The organism is Pseudomonas sp. BNK-7 (assembly GCF_048072025.1).
Lineage (GTDB): Bacteria > Pseudomonadota > Gammaproteobacteria > Pseudomonadales > Pseudomonadaceae > Aquipseudomonas > Aquipseudomonas danubii.
In genome coordinates this window covers 2,843,067-2,866,881 of the sequence record NZ_CP182252.1, presented here as the reverse complement: position 1 = coordinate 2,866,881, position 23,815 = coordinate 2,843,067, and the positions used below count along the sequence as shown (strand labels likewise).

Below are 23,815 nucleotides of genomic sequence, written 5' to 3'. Positions count from 1 at the left end.
CCCCTGAACTAGGTTTCCAGCCACTTGCCGGATGCCTCACCCGACAAGTACGAGGAGTGGATGAGCAGCCCTCGCAACCATCCCGTTCGCCGCTGTTGATCCGTTCCGCCAATGGACTGCTGTGCCCTATGTCATCTAGGAGAGTCACCATGCAAACACTGGAACAAGACCTGGAAACCGAACTGCAACTGGACGATTGGTTCGAAGCGGCAACCCACGATGCGGCCGTGGAAATGATGCAGGCCGAGGCGGTGGTACCGTTCGGCACGGCGATGTGGCCGATGTAAGGCGCCCGGACCGGAGCAGGCCTCGCGCCTGCCCCGGTCACCTTTGTCCTCCAGGGAGGTTTTATGGACCAGACCCGCGCCATCCGCCATTTCCTGTACTACCTCGAACGCCATCCGGCCTTGAGCGGTGCCCAAGCATTGAAAGTGGTGATCGGCCATACCGCCGACTACCAGGCCATGGCCAACGCCATCATCGAACAATCGCGCCAGGCCACACCCCTGACTGTCAGCGCCCTGCGCCTGGACCTGGAGCCGGCCGAACGCCTCGCCCAGGCGATCATCGACTGTGACCTGTACATCTTCTTCTACGACTCCTCGACCCTGCCCCAGCCACGCCCCGATGGCCCGGAATTCCTCCGCCCCCTGCATGGCCTGATGGCCGAACACTGGAAGAAGTCCCTGCTGTTCAAGGATTACGGCGACTATTTCTACGACACCTTCAGCGTCGAGCCACAACGTATCGCCGACCTCAACGCCACCTTGATCCGGCGCCTGTCCCACGCCAGCACCCTGAGTTTCAGCGATCCCCAGGGCTCATATTTCGAGGCGCCCCTAAACAGCGTGAAGAAGTGGACCGACATCAACGGCGTGGGCAATTACGACCTGGCACCGGGTGAGATCGCCACCCACAGCGATGCAATCAATGGCCATGTGAAATTCCTCGGCACCTTCCTCAGCACCATCCCCTTTGCTCGCAAATACGGGGTGCTGCAGACTCCGCTGGAGCTGTGGATCGAGAACTCCAGCATCCGCCAGGTCGCCACCCAGGTGCCCGGGCTGGCCAATGACTTCAACAAGTACCTGGACGCCAACCCGTCGAACCGACGCATCGAGGAGCTGGGGATCGGCACCAACGAAGGCATCAAGTCCTTGTACGGACGCAACTCCGGCTTTGAAGAGCGTCATTGCGGCCTGCATCTGGGGCTGGGAGGCGGAGCCAAGGGCAGCCACCACCTGGACCTGATCTTCAGCGCCGGCGTGCTGACGGTGGACAACAAACCAGTGTTCGACGGCCAGTTCGCCTTTTAACCTCTATTGATACAGGAACCGGCTTGCCGCGGCGAAGGCGATCATGAGCCTTGCCCAAGGCTTGAGAGTCTATTCGCCGGCAAGCCGGCTCCTACGAAACACCGGGCAAAAAAAACGCCAACCCGAAGGTTGGCGTTTTTTTGTCTGCGGGCCGAGGCTTATTCCGGCTTGCGACGACCGAAGCCAGGACGCTGGCCGCTACCGGCCGGGGCGCCACGGCGCTTGCCGGACGGTGCGTCCTTGTCCAGCACCAGGCTTGGGCGCTTGGACTTCGGTGCCGGCTTGGCTGGACGCTTGGTGTCCGCCGGACGCTCGGCTACTGGCGTACCACGGCCGCTTGCCGGACGCGGTGCACGTGGCGCGCGCTCGCCATCCTGACGGGCCGCCGGCTTGCGCCCTGGACGCTCGCCCTCGATCTGCGGCTCGCGGGACACCCGCGGATTGGCCGGTGCGCCATTGGCCGGACGCAGGGTGCGTACACGCTCGCTTTTGCCCACCGGACGCGAGGATTTACGCTGCATGCGCTCCAGCTTGTCCTTGGACTTGGCGTTGAGCTGTGGCAGCGCCACCGGGGTCAGGCCGACTTCGGCGCTGAGCACGTCGACTTCGTACTGGCTCATTTCGCGCCAGCGGCCCATGGGCAGGTCGGAGTTGAGGAACACCGGGCCGAAACGCACGCGCTTCAGTCGGCTCACCACCAGGCCCTGGGACTCCCACAAGCGACGCACTTCACGGTTGCGGCCTTCCATCACCACGCAGTGGTACCAGTGGTTGAATCCTTCGCCGCCGGGCGCCTGCTGGATATCGGTGAACTTGGCCGGGCCGTCTTCGAGCATGACGCCCGCCTTCAGGCGCTCGATCATCTCGTCATCGACTTCACCACGTACACGCACTGCGTACTCGCGGTCCATTTCGTAGGACGGGTGCATCAAGCGGTTGGCCAGCTCACCGTCGGTGGTGAACATCAGCAAGCCAGTGGTGTTGATGTCCAGGCGGCCGATGTTGATCCAGCGGCCTTCCCGCGGACGCGGCAGCTTGTCGAACACGGTCGGTCGGCCTTCCGGGTCGTCACGGGTGCAGATCTCGCCGTCGGGCTTGTTGTACATGATCACGCGGCGCACCGATTCGGCGGCCTCTTCGCGCTTGATCACCTTGCCATCGATGGAAATGGCGTCATGCAGGTCGACGCGCAGGCCGAGGGTGGCCTCTTTGCCGTTGACCTTGATCCGGCCCTGGCTGATCCAGGCCTCGACGTCGCGGCGCGAGCCGACGCCGATGCGGGCGAGGACTTTCTGCAGTTTCTCGCCGGCTGGACGGATTTCCTGGTCGTTCTGATCGGTATCGCTCATCTGGGCACCTCCCGGTGTAGCGCTTCAGGCTAGAGCGGCCTGAAGACGTGAAAACAGGTTCTGTGGCGAAGGGATCGCCAAAGGGTCGCGAATCATACGCTCATGGCGGCGATTGCGCATCACAGACTAGTTGATAAGTCGCCGCCCGGGCTTTTTTCCGCCCGCCGGCGCCCCTTCTGCGCAAGCCGGCTTGCCGGCGAAGAGGCCCACACGCCTTGCACCTAAGCGGCCGACACCTTCATTGGCCAGCCAGCTACGGTCAGTCGTCCAGCAGACGGCGTTCGTTTTCGATCGCTTCGGCCAGGGCCAGGGCTTCGGCCTCTTCTTCACTCAATTCCGGCGCCGAAGGCTCCAGGGCCGCAACGGCAGCCAGCAACTTGGCTCGGGCCTCGGCAACGCCGAGCACATCGTCCTCGGCGTCAAGCAGCGGCTCCTCTTCGGGCTCGACCGCCAGTTCATCGGTGTCATCAGAGTTGTCATCAGGGACGGCAGCCTCGGTTTGCCCCTCAGGCTGATCGAACACCGGCTCCGGGTTCTCTGGCTCAACCGCGCCATCACGATGCAGGTCGTCGAAGTCGGTCTTGATTCCCTCCTCCATGGAGTCCAGCTCCAGCAACAGGCTATGGAAGCTGGTTTCTTCCTTGGGTTCCTCAGGCTCGGCGCTGGCATCGGCCAACTGCTGCAGGTGCTCGGGCACCGGCGCATCGTCGAACTCCAGCACCGGCTCGGCCTCGATCTCCCGCAATTCGGCCAGGGGCGGCAGGTCATCGAGGTTCTTCAGGTTGAAATGGTCGAGAAACGCCTTGGTGGTGGCGAACATCGCCGGTTTGCCCGGCACATCGCGGTAACCCACCACCCGAATCCACTCGCGTTCGAGCAGGGTCTTGACGATGTTGCTGTTGACCGCCACGCCGCGCACATCCTCGATCTCGCCGCGGGTGATGGGCTGGCGGTAAGCGATCAGGGCCATGGTTTCCAGCAGGGCACGGGAGTAGCGCTGCGGGCGCTCCTCCCACAGGCGGCCGACCCAAGGCGCGAACTTTTCACGGATCTGCAGGCGATAGCCGGAAGCCACTTCCTTGAGCTCGAAAGCCCGACCTTCGCAGGATTTGCCCAGCAGGGTCAGGGCCTTCTTGAAGACGGCCGGGTCCGGTCGCTCGGCTTCTTCGAAGAGCTCGAACAGGCGTTCCAGGGACTGGGGTTTTCCCGAGGCCAACAGAAAGGCTTCGAGCAGGGGCGCCAGCTCGCGGGGTTCATTCAGGTTCATGATTTAAGCTCGTTATTCGGCTCGCGCCCGTACGTGGATGGCCGCAAAGGGCTCATTCTGCACCAGCTCGACCAGGGATTCCTTGACCAGTTCGAGGATCGCCATAAAGGTCACCACCACTCCCAGGCGCCCCTCTTCTGCGGTGAACAGCTCGACAAAGGGCACGAAGCCACCGCCTTTGAGCCGCTCCAGCACATCACTCATGCGTTCGCGAGTGGACAAGGCCTCGCGGCTGACCTGATGGCTTTCGAACATGTCGCCACGGCGCAGCACCTCGGCCATGGACATCAGCAACTCTTCCAGGGCCACATCCGGCAGCAGCTTGCGCGCCCGGGCCTCCGGGGCATCAAGCTTGGGCACCACCACGTCGCGGCCGACCCGGCTCAGGCCGTCGATGCCTTCGGCGGCCGCCTTGAAGCGTTCGTACTCCTGCAGGCGGCGAATCAGCTCGGCCCGGGGATCATCCTCTTCTTCCTCGATCTCAGCAGAGCGCGGCAGCAGCATCCGCGATTTGATCTCGGCCAGCATCGCCGCCATCACCAGGTACTCGGCGGCCAGCTCCAGGCGCACCGACTGCATCAGCTCCACATAGCCCATGTACTGGCGGGTGATTTCCGCCACCGGGATGTCGAGGATGTTGATGTTCTGTTTGCGGATCAGGTACAGCAGCAGGTCCAACGGGCCTTCGAAGGCCTCGAGGAAGACCTCCAGTGCATCCGGGGGGATGTACAGGTCCAGGGGCATTTCCATGACCGCCTGGCCGTAGACCATGGCGAATGGCAGCTCCTGTTGGGCGCCGGCCTGCTCGTCGACGGTTTCCAGTACGGACATCTAGGCCTCGGCCATGAACGGCGCAGGGTCGCCGCAACCGACGCGAATCACTTCCGGTTCACCATCGGCCAGGCTGATCACCGTGGAGGACTCGGTGCTGCCAAAGCCGCCGTCGATGATCAGGTCCACCTGATGCTCCAGCAGCTGGCGCATTTCATAGGGGTCGCTCAGAGCCTCTGTATCGCCGGGCATGATCAGGCTGACGCTCATCAGTGGCTCACCCAGCTCGGCCAGCAGCGCCAGGGCAATAGGATTGCTCGGCACCCGCAGGCCGATGGTGCGGCGCTTGGGATGCAGCAGCAGGCGCGGGACTTCCCGGGTGGCGTTGAGAATGAAGGTGTAAGGCCCCGGCACATGAGCCTTGAGCAGGCGGAAAGTGCCGGTATCGATCTTGGCAAACAGCCCCAACTGCGACAGGTCACTGCAGATCAGCGCAAAGTTGTGCTTGTCGTCCAGTTGACGCAAGCGCCGCACTCGTTCGATCGCGCCCTTGTCACCCATCTGGCAGGCAACGGCGTAGGACGAATCCGTGGGATAAATCACCACGCCACCGCCGCGAATGATCTCGACGGCCTGTTTGATCAGACGTGGCTGTGGGTTTTCCGGGTGGATCTGGAAAAATTGACTCACTGTCTCTACCTGTTCAGGCGGCAATAATTGGCTCATGTTTGAACCGACACCAAAGTGGCGGCAGGTCCTCCGGAACCGGACGATACTCGCCGATCTCGGACCAGCCTCCTGGGCCATGAAAGTCACTGCCAGCGCTCACCAGCAGTCCGAATTCACGAGCAAGGATGGCCAAACTGCCCACTTGCTCTGCAGGTTGGTGGCCATTGACTACTTCGATTGCATGGCCGCCGGCTTGAATATAGTCGGCAATCAAGCGACGGCGCTTGCTGCGGGTGAAATCGTAATGCCAGGGATGGGCCAGACTGACCCAGGCCCCCGCCTCGCGAAGGGTGCCGACGGTGTCTTCCAGTGTCGGCCAATGCTGTTTGACGTCTCCCAGCTTTCCCGCCCCCAGCCATTTGCGAAAAGCTTCGGCACGATCCTTCACAAAACCGGCACGTACCAGATAGTCGGCAAAGTGCGGCCGCGCCGGGGCATTGCCACTGTCCCCCAACTCCTGCTGGATCGCCCTGGCGCCTTCCAGCGCCCCGGGCATGCCCTTGAGGGCCAGCTTGCGGCTGATCTCCTCGGAGCGCAGCCAGCGCCCCTCGTGCAGTTTGTCGATGGCCGCCACCAGAGCCGGGGCCTGGGTATCGAATCCGTAGCCCAGCACATGAATAGTGGCACCGCCCCAGGTGCAGGACAGCTCGACGCCGTTGACCAACTGCATGCCCAGTTGCGCCGCTGCCTGACGGGCCTCCGCCAGGCCTTCGAGGGTGTCGTGGTCGGTCAAGGACAGGATTCGCACGCCTCTCTCGTACGCACGCGCAACCAGAACCGCAGGCGCCAGGGCGCCGTCGGAGGCCGTGCTATGGCAGTGCAAATCAACATTCACAGGACGATAAAACCTCAAGTCAGCTGGCGCTTTCGCTACCAAGGATGTTTGTTATTATGCCGCCACATCCTGCTTCTGGCTGCCACTGTGAAACAATTCATCGACTTCATCCCGCTGTTCCTGTTTTTCATCGTCTACAAAATCGATCCCCGGATCGTCGACCTTGCCGGTCACGAAGTCAGCGTGGGCGGTATCTACAGCGCCACCGCAGTACTGATCATCAGCTCCCTGGTGGTTTACGGCGCACTGTTCATTTCCCAGCGCAAACTGGAAAAAAGCCAATGGCTGACCCTGATCGCCTGCCTGGTCTTTGGCAGCCTGACCCTGGCCTTCCATAGCGAAACCTTCCTTAAATGGAAGGCGCCGGTGGTCAACTGGCTATTCGCCCTGGCCTTTGCCGGCAGCCACTTCATCGGCGATCGCCTGTTGATCAAGCGCATCATGGGCCATGCCCTGACCCTGCCGGACCCGGTGTGGACCCGCCTGAACATCGCCTGGATCGCCTTCTTCCTGTTCTGCGGCGCCGCCAACCTGTTCGTCGCCTTCACCTTCCAGAGCATCTGGGTCGACTTCAAGGTCTTCGGCAGCCTGGGCATGACTGTATTGTTCCTGGTGGGCCAGGGCGTCTACCTGTCGCGCCACCTGCATGACGCTGATCCCACCACCCCGAAAACCGAGGACTGACATGCTTTACGCAATCATTGCCACAGACGTCGCCAACTCCCTGGAAAAACGCCTGGCCAACCGGCCGGCGCACCTGGAACGGCTGCAAGTGCTCAAGGACCAAGGGCGTGTGGTGCTGGCCGGCCCACACCCGGCGATCGACAGCAATGACCCTGGCGCCGCCGGCTTCACCGGCAGCCTGATCGTCGCCGAGTTCGACTCCCTGAGCGCCGCCCAAGCCTGGGCCGACGCCGACCCCTTCGTGACCTCCGGCGTCTATGCCCATGTGCAGGTCAAGCCGTTCAGGCAATCGATGCCGTAAATCCTCCCTGACGCGATGAACCTTCACGGTTCATCGCGTTCTCAATCGCTCATTATTCTCGTTTGACGGCCGACAACCTGCCCAACACTCGATTGGAATCAGGAGTTTCGATGCGCCAAGGTCCGCTGTGCCTGCTGTTGGTCATGTTGTCGATCGGGGCTCCGGCCCTTGCCGAGGAAACCCAGGAAACCGGCCATTCCACGCCGCTGTCCCTGAGCGCCGGCAGTCAGATCACCGAGTTGCAGCAACGCTTGAAAGAAAGCGAACGCCTGCGTGAAGAGCTGAGCAAACAACTGCAGAGTGCCGATGCCGAACGGGAAAGCCCGCAGCTGACCCGCTTGCGCCAGGAGAACCAGCGCCTCAAGCTGCAACTCAAAGAGGCCCAGGCCAACCCGGCGCCACGCCTGCTGACCGACCAGCAGCAATGGTTCGTCACCGGCGGCGGCGTGGCCCTCATCGCCCTGCTCTGCGGTATCTTTGCCAGTGGCGGACATCGCAAGCGTCGACAATGGCTAAATTGAGTGATTCATGAGCGACCTGTTACTGATTGATGACGACCAGGAGCTGTGCGAGCTCCTGAGCAGCTGGCTCGGCCAGGAAGGCTTTCAAGTGCGGGCCTGCCACGATGGCCTGAGCGCACGCCGGGCCTTGTCGGAAATGGCCCCGGCTGCCGTAGTCCTGGACGTGATGCTGCCCGACGGCAGCGGCCTGGAGCTGCTCAAGCAACTGCGCAACGACCACCCCGACCTGCCGGTACTGATGCTCTCGGCCCGGGGCGAGCCCCTGGACCGAATCCTCGGCCTGGAACTGGGCGCCGACGACTACCTGGCCAAGCCTTGCGACCCTCGCGAACTCACTGCCCGCTTGCGCGCCGTGCTGCGCCGCAGCCACCCGGTGGCCACCTCCAGCCAGATGGAGCTGGGCGATCTGTGCTTCAGTCCAGTGCGCGGCGTGGTCAACATCGACGAACAGGACATCACCCTGACGGTTTCCGAAAGCCGCCTGCTAGAAGCCCTGCTCAAGCAGCCTGGCGAGCCCCTGGACAAGCAGGAGCTGGCGCAGATCGCCCTGGGCCGCAAGCTGACCCTGTACGACCGCAGCCTGGACATGCACGTCAGCAACCTGCGCAAGAAGATCGGCCCCCACCCCGACGGCCGCCCACGAATCGTCGCCCTGCGCAGCCGCGGCTATTACTACAGCCTGTGATTGCAATGTGCCCTGACGCATTTGTCAGGGCCCGGAAATACCTTCTTTACCCAAGCTTTACCCTCCGCTGACTGCCGCTGACCTTGATCTGGGTAACCTGAACTCATCCGGAACTTACCGGGAATGAGACAAGGAGACACACCATGCGCAAGACCCTGATCGCCCTGATGTTCGCCGCCGCCCTGCCAACCGTGGCCATGGCCATGCCTGAAGGCAACGGCCCGATGGGTCCGATGGACGGCCCTCGGCACAGCGAACACATGCGCGGCAAAGGCCCCTTCAGCGAACTGGACCTGAGCCGTGAACAGCGTCAGCAGATCGGCAAACTGATGGGCGAGCAAATGCACGACCGCAAGGCCGTGGTGGAAAAGTACCTGGAGAAACTCTCGCCGGCCGACCAGAAAGCCATGAAGGATGAACTGGCCGCCAAACAGCAGAAAACCCAGGCTGACATCCGCGCACTGCTCAAGCCCGAACAACAGAAAGAGTTCGACGCCATCGTCAAGAAACAAGAGGAACGTCGCGCCGAATGGGCCCAGTTCAAGGCCTGGAAAGCGCAACAACCGCAAAAAGCGCAATAATGCGTTAGCGTTCACCCTAATAGCCCAGTGGCCTCCCCCACTGGGCTTTCGCGTTCGAGGAGTTCCTGTGCGTTCATTGTTCTGGCGCATCCTGGCCAGTTTCTGGCTGGCCATCACCCTGGTTGCAGGACTGTCGATCCTGCTTGGGCACATGCTCAACCAGGACGCCTGGATCCTCAGCCGCCATCCGGGGCTCAACAGCCTCACCGCACAGTGGACGCAAACCTACGAGACCCAGGGCGAAGACGCCGCCCAGGACATCCTCCAACAGCGCAAGCGCCAGTACCACATCGATGTTCAGGTACTCAACGAGAGCGGCGACCCGGTGGTACGCGGGACTTTCCCGCGCCGCGCGGCTGCCTTCGAAGCCCGGCAGAACAACGATGACCGCCACCTGCCCTGGCGCCGCCTGACAGCGGAATACACCAGCCCGACCACCGGCGACACCTACCTGTTCATCTACCGCATCCCCCATCCGGAACTGGATGCCTGGCATCGCGACAGCCTGACCTGGCCCCTCAGCGCCCTGGCCATTGCCCTGGTGGTGCTGACCCTGTTCAGCCTGCTGGTGACCCTGTCCATCACCCGCCCCTTGAGCCGCCTGCGCGGCGCGGTTCACGACCTTGGCCAGGCCACCTATCAGCAGAACAGCCTGGCGCGCCTGGCCAATCGCCGTGACGAGTTCGGCGTGCTGGCCCGAGACTTCAACCGCATGGGTTCACGCCTGCAGAGCCTGATCGGCAGCCAGCGCCAACTGCTCAGGGATGTCTCCCACGAACTGCGTTCGCCCCTGGCGCGCCTGCGTATTGCCCTGGCACTGGCGGAGCGCGCCGCCCCCGAAGAACGGGAGAGACTCTGGCCACGCCTGACACGGGAATGTGATCGTCTGGAGGCGCTGATCAGCGAGATCCTGGTGCTGGCTCGGGTCGATGCGGACAACGCCAGCGCCGAAGAGGTCGACCTCAACGCCTTGCTGCAGGCCCTGCAAAAAGACGCGCAACTGGCCTGCCCCGAGCAGCAGGTCCAGATCACTGCCCAAGCGCAATTGAGCCTGCGGGGCTGGCCGACCATGCTTGAACGGGCGGTGGACAACCTGCTGCGCAACGCCCAGCGCTTCAATCCTGCCGGGCAACCGATCGAAGTCACGGCCCTGCGCCAGGGCGAGAAGATCCAGATCAGCGTGCGCGACCATGGTCCTGGCGTGGATGCCGAGCACTTGCGACAACTGGGAGAGCCGTTCTTCCGCGCCCCTGGGCAGAGTGCTCCAGGCCATGGCCTGGGGCTGGCCATCGCCCGCCGCGCAGCGGAACGCCACGGCGGCAGCCTGATACTGGGCAACCATCCCCTGGGCGGATTCGTCGCCACGCTGGAGCTGCCCCTGGTCCCGGGAGCCGTGGTGCAGGCCTGAATGCAACGCGGGCAAGCCGCTGCTGCGAGGTTCGACAGCAGCGGGCTTGCCCGCAAGGTACTCAGCTTTCGAAGGGGATAATCAGGCCCTGGCGGTCCAGGCGCTGACGAACTCGGCGGTGTCGACTTTCGGTGCGACCCGCGGTTCGTTCAGCGGCGTGCCCAGGTAAAGGAAGGCGATGATCTCTTCGCCGTCTGCCAGGCCGAGCCCCTTGGCCACATGGGGCGAATAGGACAACTCGCCCGTGCGCCATACCGCGCCGATACCCTGGGCATAGGCTGCCAGCAAAATACCGTGGGCTGCACAGCCCGCCGCCAGCAATTGCTCGGACTTGGGCACCTTGAAATGCTCCTGCAGCCGTGCCACGACCACGACCACCAGCGGTGCGCGCAGCGGCATGGCCCGAGCCTTGTCCAACGCGGCCTGAGTCACTTCGCCGCCTTGCAGTTGTACCGCTTCGACCAGCAGTTCGCCCAACTGGTCACGGGCTTCGCCTTCAACCGTGAGAAAGCGCCAAGGGCGCAGTTGCCCGTGATCCGGCGCCCGCAAGGCGGCAGCAAACAGTGCTTCGCGTTGCTGCGCTGTGGGAGCTGGCTCCACCAGGCGCGGCACGGAAACACGGTTGAGCAAAGCGTCGAGAGCCTCCATCGGCCACCTCCTGAAAAAAATGTCCGGCTATTCTAGCGGTATCTGCCGGCCGGGTGCCGGTTTACATGCCCTGCACCGCAGGTAGAATGGGCGCCCTTCTCATACCAGCCCGAGCGGAACACATGGCGTTGCCGACCTTAAGGATCATTGGTTTCATTATCGGCATCTTCCTCATCACCCTGGCCATCGCCATGGTGGTGCCGATGGCGACACTGGTGATCTTCGAACGCACCGGCGACCTGCCGTCCTTCCTCTGGGCCAGCATGATCACCTTCATCGCCGGCCTGGCTCTGGTGATTCCTGGCCGTCCCGAACATATTCACCTGCGCCCCCGGGACATGTACCTGCTGACGGTCTCCAGCTGGGTGGTGGTGTGTATCTTCGCCGCCCTGCCGTTCCTGCTGACCCAGCACATCAGTTACACCGACTCGTTCTTTGAAAGCATGTCCGGCATCACCGCCACCGGCGCCACCGTGCTCAGCGGCCTGGACAGCATGTCCCCGGGCATCCTGATCTGGCGCTCGATGCTGCACTGGCTGGGGGGGATCGGCTTTATCGGCATGGCGGTGGCGATCCTGCCGTTGCTGCGCATCGGTGGCATGCGCCTGTTCCAGACCGAATCTTCGGACCGCTCGGAAAAGGTCATGCCGCGCTCGCACATGGTGGCGCGCCTGATTGTCGCCACCTACGTGGGCATCACCATCTTCGGCAGCCTGGCCTTCTGGTGGGCCGGGATGAACATCTTCGATGCCATCAACCACGCCATGTCGGCGATCTCCACTGGGGGCTTCTCTACCTCTGACCAATCCCTGGCCAACTGGCAGCAACCGGCGGTGCACTGGGTGGCGGTGGTGGTGATGATCCTCGGCAGCCTGCCCTTCGCCCTCTATGTGGCAACCCTGCGGGGCAACCGCAAAGCGTTGATCAAGGATCAGCAGGTCCAGGGCTTGCTGGGCATGCTCCTGGTGACCTGGCTGGTGCTCGGCACCTGGTACTGGTGGACCACCAACCTGCACTGGCTGGAGGCCCTGCGTCACGTAGCTCTGAACGTGACCTCGGTGGTCACCACCACCGGGTTTGCCTTGGGTGACTACAGCCTGTGGGGCAACTTCTCACTGATGCTGTTCTTTTACCTGGGGTTCGTCGGCGGGTGTTCGGGGTCCACGGCGGGCGGGATCAAGATCTTCCGCTTCCAGGTCGCGTACATTCTGCTCAAGGCCAACCTCAATCAGCTGATCCACCCCCGGGCAGTGATCAAGCAGAAGTACAACGGCCATCGCCTGGACGAAGAAATCGTCCGCTCGATCCTGACCTTCTCGTTCTTCTTCGCGATCACCATCTGCATGATCGCCCTCGCCCTGTCGCTGCTGGGCCTGGACTGGATGACCGCCCTGACCGGCGCCGCCAGCACCGTGTCCGGGGTGGGCCCGGGCCTGGGAGAAACCATTGGCCCGGCAGGCAACTTCTCCACCCTGCCCGACGCTGCCAAGTGGATCCTGTCCCTGGGCATGCTCCTGGGCCGGTTGGAAATCATCACGGTGTTCGTGCTGTGCATTCCGGCGTTCTGGCGTCATTGATCGAGCCCGGCAGCGCCAGCAACCGCGCCCGGTACTCTCCGGGCGTGACATCGAACCAGCGACGGAACGCCCGGAAAAAATTGCTCGGATCGGCAAACCCCAACAGGTAGGCAATTTCCAGCAAGGTCATGCGCGGCTGTGCCAGGTACTGTTCGGCCAGTTCGCGGCGGGTGTCATCGAGCAGGGTCTGGAAGCTGGTGCCCTCCTCCTGCAAGCGGCGTTGCAACGTACGCTGGGACAAGTGCAGGGTCTGCGCCACCATCTCGCGCTTGGGCTCGCCCTGCGGCAGCAGACGGCACAGCACCTGCCGCGCCTTGTGGGTCACCCGGCTCTCGGAGAAACGCGCCAGGTATTCGCCGGCGAAACGATCGTGCAACAAGGCCATGGCCTCGTTGGCAGTCGGCAGTGGCGCTTCCATGTCGGCCCGCTCGAAAATCAGCGCATCAAAAGGCGCAGCGAACACCAGCGGCGCATGAAACATGTCCTTGTAAGGCTGCACATCCTGCGGTTGCGGCCCTTGCAACAGCACTTTGCGCGGCTGCAGGGCGCGCCCCGTCAACCAGCCACACAAGGCCAGGGCGCAAGCCAGCGAGGCTTCGGAGCTTTGCCGGGTAGGGGGCAGATGATCGCCATGCACCGTCAGAATCAGCGCATAACCCTCAGGTAAAAGACGGAAACTCAGGTCAGCACTTTCAGCAATGATCCGTTGATAACGCACCAGGCGCTGAAAGCCCTCTACCAGGGTGCGACTCGACATCAGTGCATAACCGGCCACATGGAAGGACGCCGGACGAACCAACTTGCCCATGTTCAGGCCGATCGCAGGGTTGCCGGACAACTCGACCGCACGCTGCCAGAGCCGTGTCATCGAGTCTTGGGTGAAACGCGCGTCGGGGTCGTCGAGGGCGCCATAGTCGAGCCCTAACTGCAGGAACAAAGCGCGGCAATCCAGGCCGTCCATCTCCAGGGCCTTGACTATTCCCAAGACCCAGCTTGCAGAAGTCGTTCGTTCGCTCATGAGGATTTCTTACATGATGAGCCGCATGCTACGGCCAATTTCACAAGGATACTAAAGTGGCGCCTATTGTCACTGGCCAGCGCTGCCAAGGACTCTAGACTCAAATAAGCTCCCCGCAGAACATCCGCTCACGAACAACAAGCACAGAGATCGCGGCCATGGAAAACATCCGACAGTTCAACAGCTTCGCCGAGTTCTACCCCTATTACCTGAGCGAACACAGCGACAGCACCTGCCGTCGCCTGCACTTCATCGGCACCAGCCTGGTGATCTTCCTCCTGGCCTTTGCCATCGGCAAAGGCGCCTGGCTGCTACTGCTGGCCTTGCCGGTTGCCGGCTATGGCTTTGCTTGGGTCGGGCATTTCTTCTTCGAGAAAAACCGCCCGGCCACCTTCCAGCATCCGCTGTACAGCCTGCTGGGGGACTTCGTCATGTACCGCGACATGATTCTCGGCAAGGTCCCTTTCTAGGCCCGGCCGGACAGCAAGCCGCCCCCTACAGCCACTGTGGTGACGGGACGCAGGCATAGACTCCAGCCCCGAGCGTCGCTGTACAAGGCGATGGAACAGGCCAGCCCCACCTGAAGCCTGATCGACAAGCCATCGCTCAGGCCGGCTCCGCCATCTTCAAGCGCTCGGCCTTGAGCTGGGCTTCCCGGGCCTGGGCCTCGGCCAGGCGATAGAGTTCGATGCTGCCGTCCCAGTGCTCGATCAGGGCTGTGCAGGACTCCACCCAATCGCCGCAATTGAGATAATCCACCTCGCCCACCTTACGGATCTCGGCATGGTGAATGTGGCCACAGACCACCCCGTGCAACTCACGCTTGACGCACTCGTGGGCAATGGCCTCCTCGAAGTCACTGATGAAACTCACCGCAGTCTTGACCTTGTGCTTGAGGTAGGCCGACAGCGACCAGTAACCGTAGCCATAGCGCGCCCGCCAATGATTGAGCCAACGATTGAGGGTCAGGGTGAACTCGTAGGCCGAGTCGCCGAGAAAGGCCAGCCAGCGGTGATATCGCGTAATGACGTCGAACTGGTCACCGTGGATCACCAGCAGATGGCGGCCGTCAGCCGTGACGTGCACGGCTTCGTCCACCAGTTGGATGTTGCCCAGAATCAGCTTGGAGTAACGGCGCAGGAACTCATCGTGATTGCCGGTGACGTAGATCACCTCGGTGCCGCGCTTGCTCATGGTCAGCAAGCGGCGGATCACGTTGGTATGGGCTTGGGGCCAGTACATGCCGCCCCGCAGTTTCCAGCCATCGATGATGTCGCCAACCAGATAGATACGGTCGGCCTGATACCCCTTGAGAAACTGCGCCAGGTGTTGCGCCTGGCAATCCCGGGTGCCCAGATGCACATCGGAAATCCATAAAGTCCGTACCCGTTGCTTGCGGCTGGGCTTGGCGAGTTCGGCATGGGTCATGGACGCTCTCCGGGATTTTTTGCGAGCTTGCGCCGCAGCGATTAATAGCCCATGACAAAAATGCGGCAGTGCGATGACAACGCGAGCCCTCCGACCGCCGGTGTACACTGGCCGCCTGCCAAGGAGACCGTGATGGGATCTATCCTCACCCTGCGCCACTACACCCATGACCTGATCGCCCACAGCCACGAGCATGCGCAACTGGTGTTCGGCCTGCGTGGCCAGCTCCAGTTCGAAGTCGAAGGCCAGGGCAGCCAAGTGCAGCAGCAGAGCTTCGTGGTGGTGCCGGCCGGCGCCCGACATGTCTGCGGCAGCCCCAGCGGAAGCCATTGCCTGGTGTTGGACATACCCGGTGAACGCTGGGTGCAACAGTCTTTGGGCGAACATGCCGAGGCCAGCCGACGTTTGCTCGATGCGCCCCGACATCAGGTCCTGGGGCCGAGCCAGAGCCGCCTGGTCAACTGGCTAGCGGACAGCCCGGTGGACGACCCCTTGATTGCCCAACAAGGCGCAGTCCTGCTACTGGCCAGCCTCAACCATTGCGCCGACAGCCAGCCTGGCGAGCGTCGTCTGCCCTATGCAGCCCTGAATGCCCATATCGATCGTCACGCCGCCCACCCCTTACAGGTGGCCGACCTGGCCCAGATAGCCGGGTTGTCCGCTGCCCGTCTGCATGCACGGTTCATCGCCGAGTGCGGGGCCAGCCCCATGGAGTACGTGCGACGCCGGCGCCTGCACATGGCCCTGGAACTGTTGCGCGGATCAGCCTTGCCCATGGGCGAAATCGCCAGCCGCGTGGGTTATAGCTCCCAGAGTGCCTTTGCCGCAGCAATACTGCGGCAGTACGGCCACTCGCCGCGCCAACTGCGCCAAGGAGCAGACGCTAGTCCCTCGACAAAAAACGCCAGGATCGCGACAGACCAACAGGTCGCCCGCCCCTAGACTGAGCCCATTGCCGCCTAGGCTCTGTACGAAAAGTGTTGAGACGAAGGTCAGGCACGGCGAAAACGGTCGAGGAACGGCCGGGGTCGCGTTCGACTTTACGGGGTGTAAATGAGCATTCCGATCGGACTCGCGCACGAGACCGTTTTCAACGCAGCATCACCGAGTATCAAGGCTTTTTGTACAAAGCCTAAGGCCATTACTGCCCGTCTTGTGGCTAAGGATAGAGATGACTCCGCGTACCGCCCTTGGCGCCCTGCATATCGGCGCCCTGATGTTCGGCCTGACCGGTGTATTCGGTAAGCTCGCCGCCGCTTCGCCCGCGGTCATCGTCTTCGGCCGCGCAGCCTTTGCCGTGCTCGCCCTGGGCGTCTTCGCCCGTCTGGCCAGCAACACCCCCTGGCAGAAACTGGCCGCCACCGATTGGCAACGCCTGCTGCTCAGCGGCCTGCTGCTGGCCGGACACTGGGTTAGCTTCTTCGTGGCAGTGAAGGTCGCCGGGGTGGCTATCGCGACCCTGGGCTTTGCCAGCTTTCCGGCCTTTACGGTGATTCTCGAAGGCCTGCTTTTCCGCGAGCGGATCCGCGTCAACGAGATTCTGCTGGTGATCCTGGTGAGCATCGGCCTGGTGCTGGTAACCCCGGAATTCGACCTCGCCAGCCAGGCCACCACCGGCCTGCTCTGGGCCATGGGTTCGGGCCTGCTGTTTGCCCTGCTGTCCTTGAACAACCGCACCAGCTCCGGGCGTATTCCTGCGGTGCAGGCAGCCCTCTGCCAGAACGTGGTGGTCACCCTGTGCCTGTTACCGGTGGCAGCCCCCGAGCTTGGCCAGGTGCGGGCCATGGATTGGCTGTGGATCAGTCTGCTGGGGATTTTCTGCACCGGCCTGGCCCACAGCCTGTTTGTCGCCAGCCTGGCGGTGATCAAGGCACGCACCGCGGCGGTGGTCTTCACCCTGGAACCGGTCTACGGGATCACCGTGGCCTGGCTGCTGTTCGGCGAGAATCCGACGCTGCGCATGCTGATGGGCGGAGCCTTGATCATCGTTGCCATCGTGGTTTCAAGTCGCCTGTCGATGGGCTCAGGCAGCAAGGCTGCCACGGCTGAAGCCGGCTCTCACTGAGTACGATCGTTGTGGCCCAGGTTGCGCTCCGGATCGATCTGGTCGCGCACCCGTTGCTTGAGTACCTTGGCCTCGGGAAAACCGCCATCGGCCTTGCGCTCCCAGATCTGCACGCCATCGCAGGAAATGCGGAACGTGCCACCGGTAGCAGGCTCCAGAGACACTTTGCCCAAGTCATCGCTGAACGTGCTCAGCAACTCCTGGGCCAGCCAGGCGGCTCGCAACAGCCACTGGCATTGGGTGCAATAGGTGATGACCACTTCGGGTTTACGTTCAGTCATGGTACGGCCGACTCCTGAGTTCAAGGGCGTCGCTATAATAGCCGGCTTTATCGTCCGTCCCCGAGAACCACGATGCGCCGCCTGCTGTCCTGCCTGTTCCTCTGCCTGCTACCCCTGCTCGCTCAATCCAGTGAAGCGCCGCGACCGAAAATCGGTCTGGTGCTGTCCGGAGGTGCTGCCCGTGGCATGGCGCATATCGGCGTGCTCAAGGCCCTGGAAGAGCAAGGCATCCGCATCGACGCGATTGCCGGCACCAGCATGGGCGCGGTGATCGGCGGGCTCTATGCCTCGGGCTACAAGATCGACGAGCTGGAAAAACTGGCCCTGAACATCGACTGGAGGCAAGCGCTGTCCGACGCTCCGCCCCGGGAAGACGTGCCCTTCCGGCGCAAGCAGGACGATCGGGATTTCCTGGTCAAGCAGAAACTCAGCTTCCGTGACGACGGTAGCCTGGGCCTGCCACTGGGGGTGATCCAGGGCCAGAACCTGGCGTTACTGCTGGAAAGCAAGCTGGCGCACGCCAGCGATACCCGGGATTTCGACAAGCTGCCCATTCCCTTCCGGGCCGTGGCCACCGACATCGCCAGCGGCGAAAAGGTGGTGTTCCGCAAGGGCCACCTGCCCCAGGTGATCCGCGCCAGCATGTCGATTCCGGCAGTGTTTGCGCCGGTGGAGCTCGATGGTCGGCTACTGGTGGACGGCGGCATGACCGACAACATTCCCCTGGACGTCGCCCGAGGCATGGGAGTCGACATCGCCATTGTGGTGGACATCGGCACGCCGCTGCGCTCGCGCAAGCAACTCAACACCGTGGTCGACGTGCTCAACCAGTCCATCACCCTGATGACCCGGCGCAATTCCGAGGAACAATTGGCGACGCTGCACAAGGACGACGTACTGATCCAGCCGTCGTTGTCGAGCTTCGGCGTCACCGACTTCGGTCGAGCCCAGGAGGTGATCGACGCCGGTTATCGCGCCACCCGTATCCTCGACGCCCGCCTAGCGCGCTTGCGTGCGACCCAACCACAGGATGCGCAACTGGCCGCCGCGCGCCTGCCCAGCCAGCGCACGCCGATCATCAGCGCAATCAAGGTGGAGAACGACTCCAAGGTCAGCGATGAGGTCATTCGCTACTACATCCGCCAACACATCGGCGAACCCCTGGACCTGGGCCGCCTGGAAACCGACATGGGCACCCTGTACGGCCTGGACTTCTTCGAACAGGTGCAATACCGCGTGGTGCACAAAGGCCAGGACAACACCCTGGTGATCAGCGCGCGGGGCAAGCGCAGCGGCACTGACTACTTGCGCCTGGGCCTGAACCTGTCCGATGACATGCGCGGCGACAGCGCCTTCAACATCGGCGCCAGCTATCGCATGAACGGTATCAACAGCCTCGGCGCAGAATGGCTGACCCGGGTGCAGATCGGCGACCGGCAGGAAATCTACAGCGAGTTCTATCAACCCTTGGATGCCGGTTCACGCTATTTCATTGCGCCGTTTATCGCTGCCCAAGCACAGAATGTCGAGGCAGTGCTGGATAACGATCCGATCGCCGAATACCGCCTGGAACGCTACGGCCTGGGCCTGAATCTGGGGCGGCAGATCGGCAACAGCGGCGAAGTGCGTTTCGGTGTGGGCGAGGCCTGGGGCAAGGCCGATGTGCGGATCGGCGATCACGACCTGCCCAGCGAGAACTTCAATGAGGGTTATTACCAGCTGCAGTACTCCTTCGACTCCCTGGACAACGTCTACTTCCCCCACTCCGGTGAAGACATCGGCCTGACCCTGCGCCAGTTTGAACCGAGCCTGGGTTCGGACAATCGCTACCGACAGTGGGAATTCAAGCTCGACAAGGCCTTGAGCAGCGGCCCCAATACCTTCGTACTGGGAGGGCGCTATGGCCGAACCCTGGACAATGCCGATGTCGTGACCTCCAGCTTCCTCCTGGGAGGCGCACGACAGTTGTCCGGCTTCCGTCAGGATGCCCTGTCCGGGCAGAACATCACCCTGGCCCGCGCCGTGTACTTTCGCCGACTCACACCACGCTCCTACCTGCCACTGGATTTCCCGCTCTACCTGGGCGGCTCACTGGAACGCGGGCGGGTGTGGAACAACGACAACGCCTTCGACAGCGGCTATATCAATGCCGCGAGCATCTTCCTGGGCTTCGACACCCCGCTGGGCCCATTGAACTTCAGTTACGGCTTCAACGACGACAACCAGAAGGCCCTGTCGCTGAACCTTGGCCAAACCTTCTGACAGGCGCACAAATGCCGCACCGGACGGCGCAATCAGTAGGATTCAGGGGACACGAAAATAGGACGAACCGGGGTCAGGCAACCCCGGCTGAAGGCATCAGGATTTTTCCAGATTAGCCAGGATGCGCCCATGAACGCGCATGCAGACCCGCAGGTCTTCGTCGTCGACGCCAATGAACAATTCATGGCGCAAGGCAGTGGCGATGGTCTCGATCTGCTCAATCAAGGGCCGCGCGGAAGGACAGAGGACGATCTTCTTCGCCCGGCGATCTTCCACCACCGATTGGCGCTGGACCAAGCCCTGGGTTTCCAGGCTATCCAACAACCGAGCCAGGGTTGGCCCTTCTACGCCAACGCTTTGCGCCAGCTCACGCTGGGTTGGCGCGTCTTCAAAACGGGCCAGATGCAGCAGCACCAGCCAGCGGGCCTGGGACAGGCCAAGCCCGGCCAGGCGGCGGTCCAGTTCGGCACGCCAGCCGCGAGACATATGCGCCAGCTGCATACCAAAACGGTGTTCATCGGTTAACGGCATAAAACACTCATGATCAGACTGAAAATAAAGAAAAACTAATTATTAGTCAGCTAAGCATGACCCTTGCCAGGAGGCAAGGCCTCTAAGGGACTGAATCGTTACAACATTGACGCACCCCTTCACATTTCAAACTCCGACTGCAGCGCGGCACGCACGCAGTACAAAACACCTTCGGGGACTCGTCCGGCAAACACTTGGCTGATCTCGACCACGGGCGGCAGTTCGCCCTCGCCGTCGAGGAAGGCGTCCTGGATTTCCCCCAGCAAGTCCTCCGGAAGATCCAGCGCCTGTTCCAGGGACAGTTGCTGCTTGCCAATGGCTTCGGCCAGCAAGGTGTAGACGTTCTTTTCCGTGCACTGCAGTTGCCCGGCAATCTGCACCGGGGTCATCCCGGCACGGGCCAGGGTAATCAGCTCGTGGCGGATATCGGCGACCACCTTCGGCGCCTCGACACCGCCGCCTAGCACTTCGAGGAACGCCGCGCCATAACGCTCCAGCTTGCGCGCACCGACACCACTGACCTCGGCCATTTCCGCCATGGAGCCGGGCTGGCTGCGAAGCATCTCCAGCAAGGTTGAGTCGGGGAAAATGACATAGGGCGGCACCCCATGCTCTTCCGCCAGCTTGCGCCGCAGGGCTCGCAGCGCCTCCCATTGCTCGCGCTCCTCGCCACGTACCAGTTGGCTGGCCTGGCTGGTGCTGCTCTTGGGGGTGCTTTGCGGCTTGAGATCGCGTCGCAGCTCCAGGGTTACCTCGCCCTTGAGCAAGGGCCGGCACGTGTCGCTCAAACGCAGACCGCCATAACCTTCAAGGTCGATGTCCGCCAGCCCGCGAGCCACCAGTTGGCGGAACAGAGAACGCCATTCGCCTTCGCTACGAGCCTTGCCGACCCCGAACACCGACAAGTGCTGATGACCGAAGCTGCGGACCTTTTCGGTGTCCTTGCCCAGCAACACGTCCACCAGGTGACCGACACCATAACGCTGACCAGTGCGATAGATGGCCGACAGTGCCTGGCGCGCCGGCTCGGTGGCGTCCCAGGTTTGCACGCCATCGACGCAGTTGTCGCAATGGCCACAAGGCTGGGGCATGTCCTCATCGAAATAGGCCAGCAACGTCTGGCGCCGGCAGCGGGTTTCCTCGCACAGGGCCAGCATCGCATCGAGCTTGTGCTGTTCAAGACGCTTGTGGCGTTCGTCGCCTTCGGAGTTCTGCAGCATCTGCTTGAGCATCAGCACATCTTGCAGTCCGTAGGCCATCCAGGCGTCCGCCGGCAGGCCGTCACGACCGGCACGACCGGTCTCCTGGTAGTACGCCTCCAGGGACTTGGGCAGGTCCATGTGGGCCACAAACCGCACGTTGGGTTTGTCGATGCCCATGCCGAAGGCAATGGTTGCCACCATGATCAGGCCTTCCTCATTGAGGAAGCGTTTCTGGTGATAGGCGCGCAACTCGTTGGGCAGGCCAGCGTGATACGGCAGCGCGGTAAAGCCCTGTTCACAGAGGAAGGCCGCCACTTCGTCAACCTTCTTGCGCGACAGGCAATAGACGATCCCGGCATCGCTGCGCCGCTCGTTGAGGAAGGCCTGCAACTGCTTGCGCGGCTGTTCCTTGGGCACGATGCGATAGAAGATGTTCGGTCGGTCGAAGCTGGAAAGAAAACGCTCGGCGTCCTGCAAGTGCAGGCGATTGACGATCTCTTCCCGGGTACGCTTGTCGGCGGTGGCGGTCAGGGCAATGCGCGGCACGTTCGGGAACATTTCCGCCAACTGCCCCAACTGCAGGTATTCAGGACGGAAGTCATGCCCCCACTGGGACACGCAGTGAGCTTCGTCAATGGCGAACAGAGCAATATCGAGGTTCTGCAGAAACGCCAGCATACGTGGCTGAACCAGGCGCTCCGGGGCCAGGTAGAGCATTTTCACCTCGCCGCGACGAATACGCGCCGCCAGGTCACGCTGCTGCTCGGCGCTCAAGGTCGAGTTCAAGGCGGCGGCCGCAACACCGAGTTCCTCAAGGGTGGCCACCTGATCGTCCATCAACGCGATCAAAGGCGAGACCACCACCGCCAGGCCTTCGCGAAGCAGGGCCGGAACCTGGAAGCACAGCGACTTGCCACCGCCGGTGGGCATCAATACCAAGGCATCGCCGCCGCTGGCCACGCGCTCAATGATCGCACCTTGGCGACCACGGAAACTGTCGTAGCCGAAGATGTCCTTGAGGACGCGTTGAGCCTGTTCGAGCATGAAAAACTCCAAAAATCGCCGATTTCCCTGGATGCAGACTGGCCGAAAAGTCGGCGTGGTTCACCGACAAATGCGTTAGCGGACTTGTCCGCACTTGCCGTCGGGCCTGCAGGGCATCACAAAACGCGCGAGTATACCCGAGCCCTTCCCGGCAGAGGGCGCCGACAATGGACCGCTGGTAACCTTTAGAACCGCTCAAATCTGCCCCGTGGCTGGCTTGAGCGCTCAAGAAAGCCTAGAATTCAGCATCGTTTATTCCCCAAGGTAGCCGTCAATGTCCTTCGCTGAGCAACTAACCCGCCTGCAAGTCTTCCTCGACGCAGATGATCTGCACGACGAGGCGCTGGACTACGTGGCCGCTCACGGCTACTTGACCGCGCTGTCGATCTGCTCGGAAAGTGTTCCCGACCGTGAATGGATCGACGCCCTGTTCGCCGAAGAGCCGCATTACAGCGACGACGCCGAACGCGAAGCCATCGAATCCACGCTACTGGCCCTCAAGGCGCACATCGCGCGCCAACTGGCTTCCGATGAAGAGTTCGAGCTGCCTTGCGAACTCGACCTCGGCGACGACCCGGACGACTCCGACCTGCGCGGCTGGTGCATCGGTTTCATGGAAGGCGTGTTCCTGCGTGAAGCAGCCTGGTTCGAAACCGCAGAGGAAGAAGTCAGCGAGATGCTGCTGCCGATCATGGTCGGGTCCGGCCTGTTCGACGAGCAGCCGGAATTCTCCGACATCGCCAGCGATGCCAACCTGATGGACGACATGATCGTGCAGATCCCCGAAGCACTGACCGCGCTGTACCTGCTGTGCAACGCACCCGACGAAAAACCGGCGCTGCTCAAGCCTCGCCACCACTGAGTCGGCGCCTATGGCCAAGCCCATAGGCCAACGCCCCCTGGTGTTGCGTTACGTTCTGCTGGCCATCGGCTGGCTGAGCGTAGCGCTGGGGGTACTCGGCATCTTCCTTCCGGTATTGCCCACCACCCCTTTCCTACTGCTGGCGGCCGCCTGTTTCGCCCGCAGCTCTCCACGCATCTACCAATGGCTGGTGCAACACCCGCGCCTGGGTCCGTGGATCCGCGACTACCTGGATGGCAATGGCATTCCGCTCAAGGGCAAGGTGTATGCGATCGGCCTGATGTGGCTAAGCATTGGGCTCTCGTGCTACCTGGTGCCACTGCCCTGGGCGCGAGGCTTCATGCTGACCAGCGCGGTGCTGGTCAGCATTTACATCCTGCGCCAGAAAACCTTGCGGCGCCCTTGAGCAGCCCCAGCAGCCGCTGCCTGGGCAGCGGCCTCAAGGACCAT

General features: G+C 62.5%; 26 protein-coding genes. 15 read left to right on the top strand and 11 right to left on the bottom strand.

The features are described from left to right. Positions 1-149 precede the first annotated feature (149 nt). Complete coding sequence (locus ACMGF8_RS13335) at positions 150-287, top strand: hypothetical protein (protein ID WP_162884115.1); 138 nt, start codon at positions 150-152, stop codon at positions 285-287. A 63-nt stretch (positions 288-350) separates the two neighbouring features. Beyond that, positions 351-1,316 carry a leucyl aminopeptidase gene (locus tag ACMGF8_RS13330; protein ID WP_115581850.1) on the top strand — a complete coding sequence of 322 codons (966 nt, stop codon included), beginning with the start codon at positions 351-353 and terminating at the stop codon, positions 1,314-1,316. Positions 1,317-1,474: 158 nt separating this feature from the next. Here ACMGF8_RS13330 and rluB read toward each other — a convergent pair whose 3' ends face one another. The 5 genes from rluB to ACMGF8_RS13305 form a co-directional block, all read right to left on the bottom strand. Next, a complete protein-coding gene (gene rluB, locus ACMGF8_RS13325) occupies positions 1,475-2,665 on the bottom strand; it encodes a 23S rRNA pseudouridine(2605) synthase RluB (protein WP_102864064.1) in 1,191 nt (396 codons plus the stop codon). Between the two features lie 259 nt (positions 2,666-2,924). Then, a complete protein-coding gene (gene scpB, locus ACMGF8_RS13320) occupies positions 2,925-3,932 on the bottom strand; it encodes an SMC-Scp complex subunit ScpB (RefSeq protein WP_416759889.1) in 1,008 nt (335 codons plus the stop codon). A gap of 12 nt (positions 3,933-3,944) precedes the next feature. After that, complete coding sequence (locus ACMGF8_RS13315; protein ID WP_170001339.1) at positions 3,945-4,643, bottom strand: segregation and condensation protein A; 699 nt, start codon at positions 4,641-4,643, stop codon at positions 3,945-3,947. Between the two features lie 120 nt (positions 4,644-4,763). Then, positions 4,764-5,393: an L-threonylcarbamoyladenylate synthase gene (locus ACMGF8_RS13310; protein ID WP_102864113.1), complete on the bottom strand. Its 630-nt coding sequence runs from the start codon at positions 5,391-5,393 to the stop codon at positions 4,764-4,766. A 13-nt stretch (positions 5,394-5,406) separates the two neighbouring features. Then, the gene (locus ACMGF8_RS13305; RefSeq protein ID WP_102864067.1) at positions 5,407-6,267 is read right to left on the bottom strand and encodes a PHP domain-containing protein; all 861 of its coding nucleotides are present in this window, start codon (positions 6,265-6,267) and stop codon (positions 5,407-5,409) included. 87 nt (positions 6,268-6,354) lie between these two features. Here ACMGF8_RS13305 and ACMGF8_RS13300 point away from each other — a divergent pair, with 87 nt between their 5' ends. The 6 genes from ACMGF8_RS13300 to ACMGF8_RS13275 all read left to right on the top strand — a co-directional run bounded on the left by ACMGF8_RS13300 (position 6,355) and on the right by ACMGF8_RS13275 (position 10,447). Next, on the top strand, positions 6,355-6,951 hold the full coding sequence (locus ACMGF8_RS13300; RefSeq protein WP_102864068.1) for a septation protein A: 597 nt from the start codon (positions 6,355-6,357) through the stop codon (positions 6,949-6,951). A 1-nt stretch (position 6,952) separates the two neighbouring features. Next, positions 6,953-7,252 carry a YciI family protein gene (locus ACMGF8_RS13295; RefSeq protein ID WP_102864069.1) on the top strand — a complete coding sequence of 100 codons (300 nt, stop codon included), beginning with the start codon at positions 6,953-6,955 and terminating at the stop codon, positions 7,250-7,252. Between the two features lie 110 nt (positions 7,253-7,362). After that, positions 7,363-7,773 carry a translation initiation factor 2 gene (locus ACMGF8_RS13290; RefSeq protein WP_102864070.1) on the top strand — a complete coding sequence of 137 codons (411 nt, stop codon included), beginning with the start codon at positions 7,363-7,365 and terminating at the stop codon, positions 7,771-7,773. Between the two features lie 7 nt (positions 7,774-7,780). Continuing rightward, on the top strand, positions 7,781-8,458 hold the full coding sequence (locus tag ACMGF8_RS13285) for a response regulator transcription factor (RefSeq protein ID WP_102864071.1): 678 nt from the start codon (positions 7,781-7,783) through the stop codon (positions 8,456-8,458). A gap of 143 nt (positions 8,459-8,601) precedes the next feature. Beyond that, positions 8,602-9,039, top strand: a complete 438-nt coding sequence (locus ACMGF8_RS13280; protein ID WP_102864072.1) for a Spy/CpxP family protein refolding chaperone — start codon at positions 8,602-8,604, stop codon at positions 9,037-9,039. A gap of 67 nt (positions 9,040-9,106) precedes the next feature. Then, positions 9,107-10,447 carry a sensor histidine kinase gene (locus ACMGF8_RS13275; protein ID WP_250329295.1) on the top strand — a complete coding sequence of 447 codons (1,341 nt, stop codon included), beginning with the start codon at positions 9,107-9,109 and terminating at the stop codon, positions 10,445-10,447. Positions 10,448-10,528: 81 nt separating this feature from the next. On the opposite strand, the gene ACMGF8_RS13270 is transcribed toward ACMGF8_RS13275, so the two are convergent. After that, the gene (locus ACMGF8_RS13270; protein WP_102864074.1) at positions 10,529-11,095 is read right to left on the bottom strand and encodes a nitroreductase family protein; all 567 of its coding nucleotides are present in this window, start codon (positions 11,093-11,095) and stop codon (positions 10,529-10,531) included. A gap of 122 nt (positions 11,096-11,217) precedes the next feature. On the opposite strand from ACMGF8_RS13270, the gene ACMGF8_RS13265 reads away from it, so the two are divergent. Next, positions 11,218-12,672 carry a TrkH family potassium uptake protein gene (locus ACMGF8_RS13265; protein ID WP_102864075.1) on the top strand — a complete coding sequence of 485 codons (1,455 nt, stop codon included), beginning with the start codon at positions 11,218-11,220 and terminating at the stop codon, positions 12,670-12,672. On the opposite strand, the gene ACMGF8_RS13260 is transcribed toward ACMGF8_RS13265, so the two are convergent. After that, positions 12,629-13,690 (bottom strand): AraC family transcriptional regulator, encoded by a 1,062-nt coding sequence (locus ACMGF8_RS13260; protein ID WP_305948196.1) that lies wholly within the window; start codon positions 13,688-13,690, stop codon positions 12,629-12,631. The genes ACMGF8_RS13265 and ACMGF8_RS13260 overlap by 44 nt on opposite strands. A 158-nt stretch (positions 13,691-13,848) precedes the next feature. On the opposite strand from ACMGF8_RS13260, the gene ACMGF8_RS13255 reads away from it, so the two are divergent. Beyond that, positions 13,849-14,160 (top strand): DUF962 domain-containing protein, encoded by a 312-nt coding sequence (locus ACMGF8_RS13255; protein WP_025132224.1) that lies wholly within the window; start codon positions 13,849-13,851, stop codon positions 14,158-14,160. A 136-nt stretch (positions 14,161-14,296) separates the two neighbouring features. On the opposite strand, the gene ACMGF8_RS13250 is transcribed toward ACMGF8_RS13255, so the two are convergent. After that, positions 14,297-15,118, bottom strand: coding sequence for a UDP-2,3-diacylglucosamine diphosphatase (locus tag ACMGF8_RS13250; protein WP_102864077.1), 822 nt, complete (start codon positions 15,116-15,118; stop codon positions 14,297-14,299). 132 nt (positions 15,119-15,250) lie between these two features. Here ACMGF8_RS13250 and ACMGF8_RS13245 point away from each other — a divergent pair, with 132 nt between their 5' ends. Next, the gene (locus ACMGF8_RS13245) at positions 15,251-16,060 is read left to right on the top strand and encodes a helix-turn-helix transcriptional regulator (protein WP_102864078.1); all 810 of its coding nucleotides are present in this window, start codon (positions 15,251-15,253) and stop codon (positions 16,058-16,060) included. A 229-nt stretch (positions 16,061-16,289) separates the two neighbouring features. Further along, the gene (locus ACMGF8_RS13240) at positions 16,290-17,183 is read left to right on the top strand and encodes a DMT family transporter (RefSeq protein WP_102864079.1); all 894 of its coding nucleotides are present in this window, start codon (positions 16,290-16,292) and stop codon (positions 17,181-17,183) included. Here the strand turns inward: ACMGF8_RS13240 and ACMGF8_RS13235 are convergent. Continuing rightward, positions 17,177-17,464 (bottom strand): SelT/SelW/SelH family protein, encoded by a 288-nt coding sequence (locus ACMGF8_RS13235; protein WP_102864080.1) that lies wholly within the window; start codon positions 17,462-17,464, stop codon positions 17,177-17,179. The two genes, ACMGF8_RS13240 and ACMGF8_RS13235, sit on opposite strands and share 7 nt — an antisense overlap. Positions 17,465-17,536: 72 nt before the next feature. Between ACMGF8_RS13235 and ACMGF8_RS13230 the strand changes: the two genes are divergently transcribed. Continuing rightward, positions 17,537-19,726, top strand: coding sequence for a patatin-like phospholipase family protein (locus ACMGF8_RS13230; protein ID WP_305948195.1), 2,190 nt, complete (start codon positions 17,537-17,539; stop codon positions 19,724-19,726). Positions 19,727-19,822: 96 nt separating this feature from the next. Here ACMGF8_RS13230 and ACMGF8_RS13225 read toward each other — a convergent pair whose 3' ends face one another. Beyond that, positions 19,823-20,257 (bottom strand): MarR family transcriptional regulator, encoded by a 435-nt coding sequence (locus tag ACMGF8_RS13225; protein ID WP_102864082.1) that lies wholly within the window; start codon positions 20,255-20,257, stop codon positions 19,823-19,825. 119 nt (positions 20,258-20,376) lie between these two features. Beyond that, on the bottom strand, positions 20,377-22,503 hold the full coding sequence (gene recQ, locus ACMGF8_RS13220; protein WP_102878823.1) for a DNA helicase RecQ: 2,127 nt from the start codon (positions 22,501-22,503) through the stop codon (positions 20,377-20,379). Between the two features lie 274 nt (positions 22,504-22,777). Here recQ and ACMGF8_RS13215 point away from each other — a divergent pair, with 274 nt between their 5' ends. Together ACMGF8_RS13215 and ACMGF8_RS13210 are read left to right on the top strand one after the other, a co-directional pair. After that, a complete protein-coding gene (locus tag ACMGF8_RS13215) occupies positions 22,778-23,365 on the top strand; it encodes a YecA family protein (protein WP_102864084.1) in 588 nt (195 codons plus the stop codon). A gap of 10 nt (positions 23,366-23,375) precedes the next feature. Continuing rightward, the gene (locus ACMGF8_RS13210; protein WP_416759880.1) at positions 23,376-23,771 is read left to right on the top strand and encodes a YbaN family protein; all 396 of its coding nucleotides are present in this window, start codon (positions 23,376-23,378) and stop codon (positions 23,769-23,771) included. The last annotated feature ends 44 nt before the right edge of the window (positions 23,772-23,815 follow it).

Excerpts from the sequence above, each read along its gene's own strand:
- ACMGF8_RS13280 (WP_102864072.1), top strand. The coding sequence starts at position 8,602 with ATGCGCAAGACCCTGATCGCCCTGATGTTCGCCGCCGCCCTGCCAACC.
- ACMGF8_RS13290 (WP_102864070.1), top strand. The coding sequence starts at position 7,363 with ATGCGCCAAGGTCCGCTGTGCCTGCTGTTGGTCATGTTGTCGATCGGG.
- ACMGF8_RS13270 (WP_102864074.1), bottom strand. The coding sequence starts at position 11,095 with ATGGAGGCTCTCGACGCTTTGCTCAACCGTGTTTCCGTGCCGCGCCTG.
- ACMGF8_RS13260 (WP_305948196.1), bottom strand. The coding sequence starts at position 13,690 with ATGAGCGAACGAACGACTTCTGCAAGCTGGGTCTTGGGAATAGTCAAG.
- recQ (WP_102878823.1), bottom strand. The coding sequence starts at position 22,503 with ATGCTCGAACAGGCTCAACGCGTCCTCAAGGACATCTTCGGCTACGAC.
- rluB (WP_102864064.1), bottom strand. The coding sequence starts at position 2,665 with ATGAGCGATACCGATCAGAACGACCAGGAAATCCGTCCAGCCGGCGAG.
- ACMGF8_RS13235 (WP_102864080.1), bottom strand. The coding sequence starts at position 17,464 with ATGACTGAACGTAAACCCGAAGTGGTCATCACCTATTGCACCCAATGC.
- ACMGF8_RS13240 (WP_102864079.1), top strand. The coding sequence starts at position 16,290 with ATGACTCCGCGTACCGCCCTTGGCGCCCTGCATATCGGCGCCCTGATG.
- ACMGF8_RS13230 (WP_305948195.1), top strand. The coding sequence starts at position 17,537 with ATGCGCCGCCTGCTGTCCTGCCTGTTCCTCTGCCTGCTACCCCTGCTC.
- scpB (WP_416759889.1), bottom strand. The coding sequence starts at position 3,932 with ATGAACCTGAATGAACCCCGCGAGCTGGCGCCCCTGCTCGAAGCCTTT.
- ACMGF8_RS13335 (WP_162884115.1), top strand. The coding sequence starts at position 150 with ATGCAAACACTGGAACAAGACCTGGAAACCGAACTGCAACTGGACGAT.
- ACMGF8_RS13215 (WP_102864084.1), top strand. The coding sequence starts at position 22,778 with ATGTCCTTCGCTGAGCAACTAACCCGCCTGCAAGTCTTCCTCGACGCA.
- ACMGF8_RS13225 (WP_102864082.1), bottom strand. The coding sequence starts at position 20,257 with ATGCCGTTAACCGATGAACACCGTTTTGGTATGCAGCTGGCGCATATG.
- ACMGF8_RS13245 (WP_102864078.1), top strand. The coding sequence starts at position 15,251 with ATGGGATCTATCCTCACCCTGCGCCACTACACCCATGACCTGATCGCC.
- ACMGF8_RS13330 (WP_115581850.1), top strand. The coding sequence starts at position 351 with ATGGACCAGACCCGCGCCATCCGCCATTTCCTGTACTACCTCGAACGC.
- ACMGF8_RS13265 (WP_102864075.1), top strand. The coding sequence starts at position 11,218 with ATGGCGTTGCCGACCTTAAGGATCATTGGTTTCATTATCGGCATCTTC.
- ACMGF8_RS13295 (WP_102864069.1), top strand. The coding sequence starts at position 6,953 with ATGCTTTACGCAATCATTGCCACAGACGTCGCCAACTCCCTGGAAAAA.
- ACMGF8_RS13285 (WP_102864071.1), top strand. The coding sequence starts at position 7,781 with ATGAGCGACCTGTTACTGATTGATGACGACCAGGAGCTGTGCGAGCTC.
- ACMGF8_RS13255 (WP_025132224.1), top strand. The coding sequence starts at position 13,849 with ATGGAAAACATCCGACAGTTCAACAGCTTCGCCGAGTTCTACCCCTAT.
- ACMGF8_RS13250 (WP_102864077.1), bottom strand. The coding sequence starts at position 15,118 with ATGACCCATGCCGAACTCGCCAAGCCCAGCCGCAAGCAACGGGTACGG.
- ACMGF8_RS13210 (WP_416759880.1), top strand. The coding sequence starts at position 23,376 with ATGGCCAAGCCCATAGGCCAACGCCCCCTGGTGTTGCGTTACGTTCTG.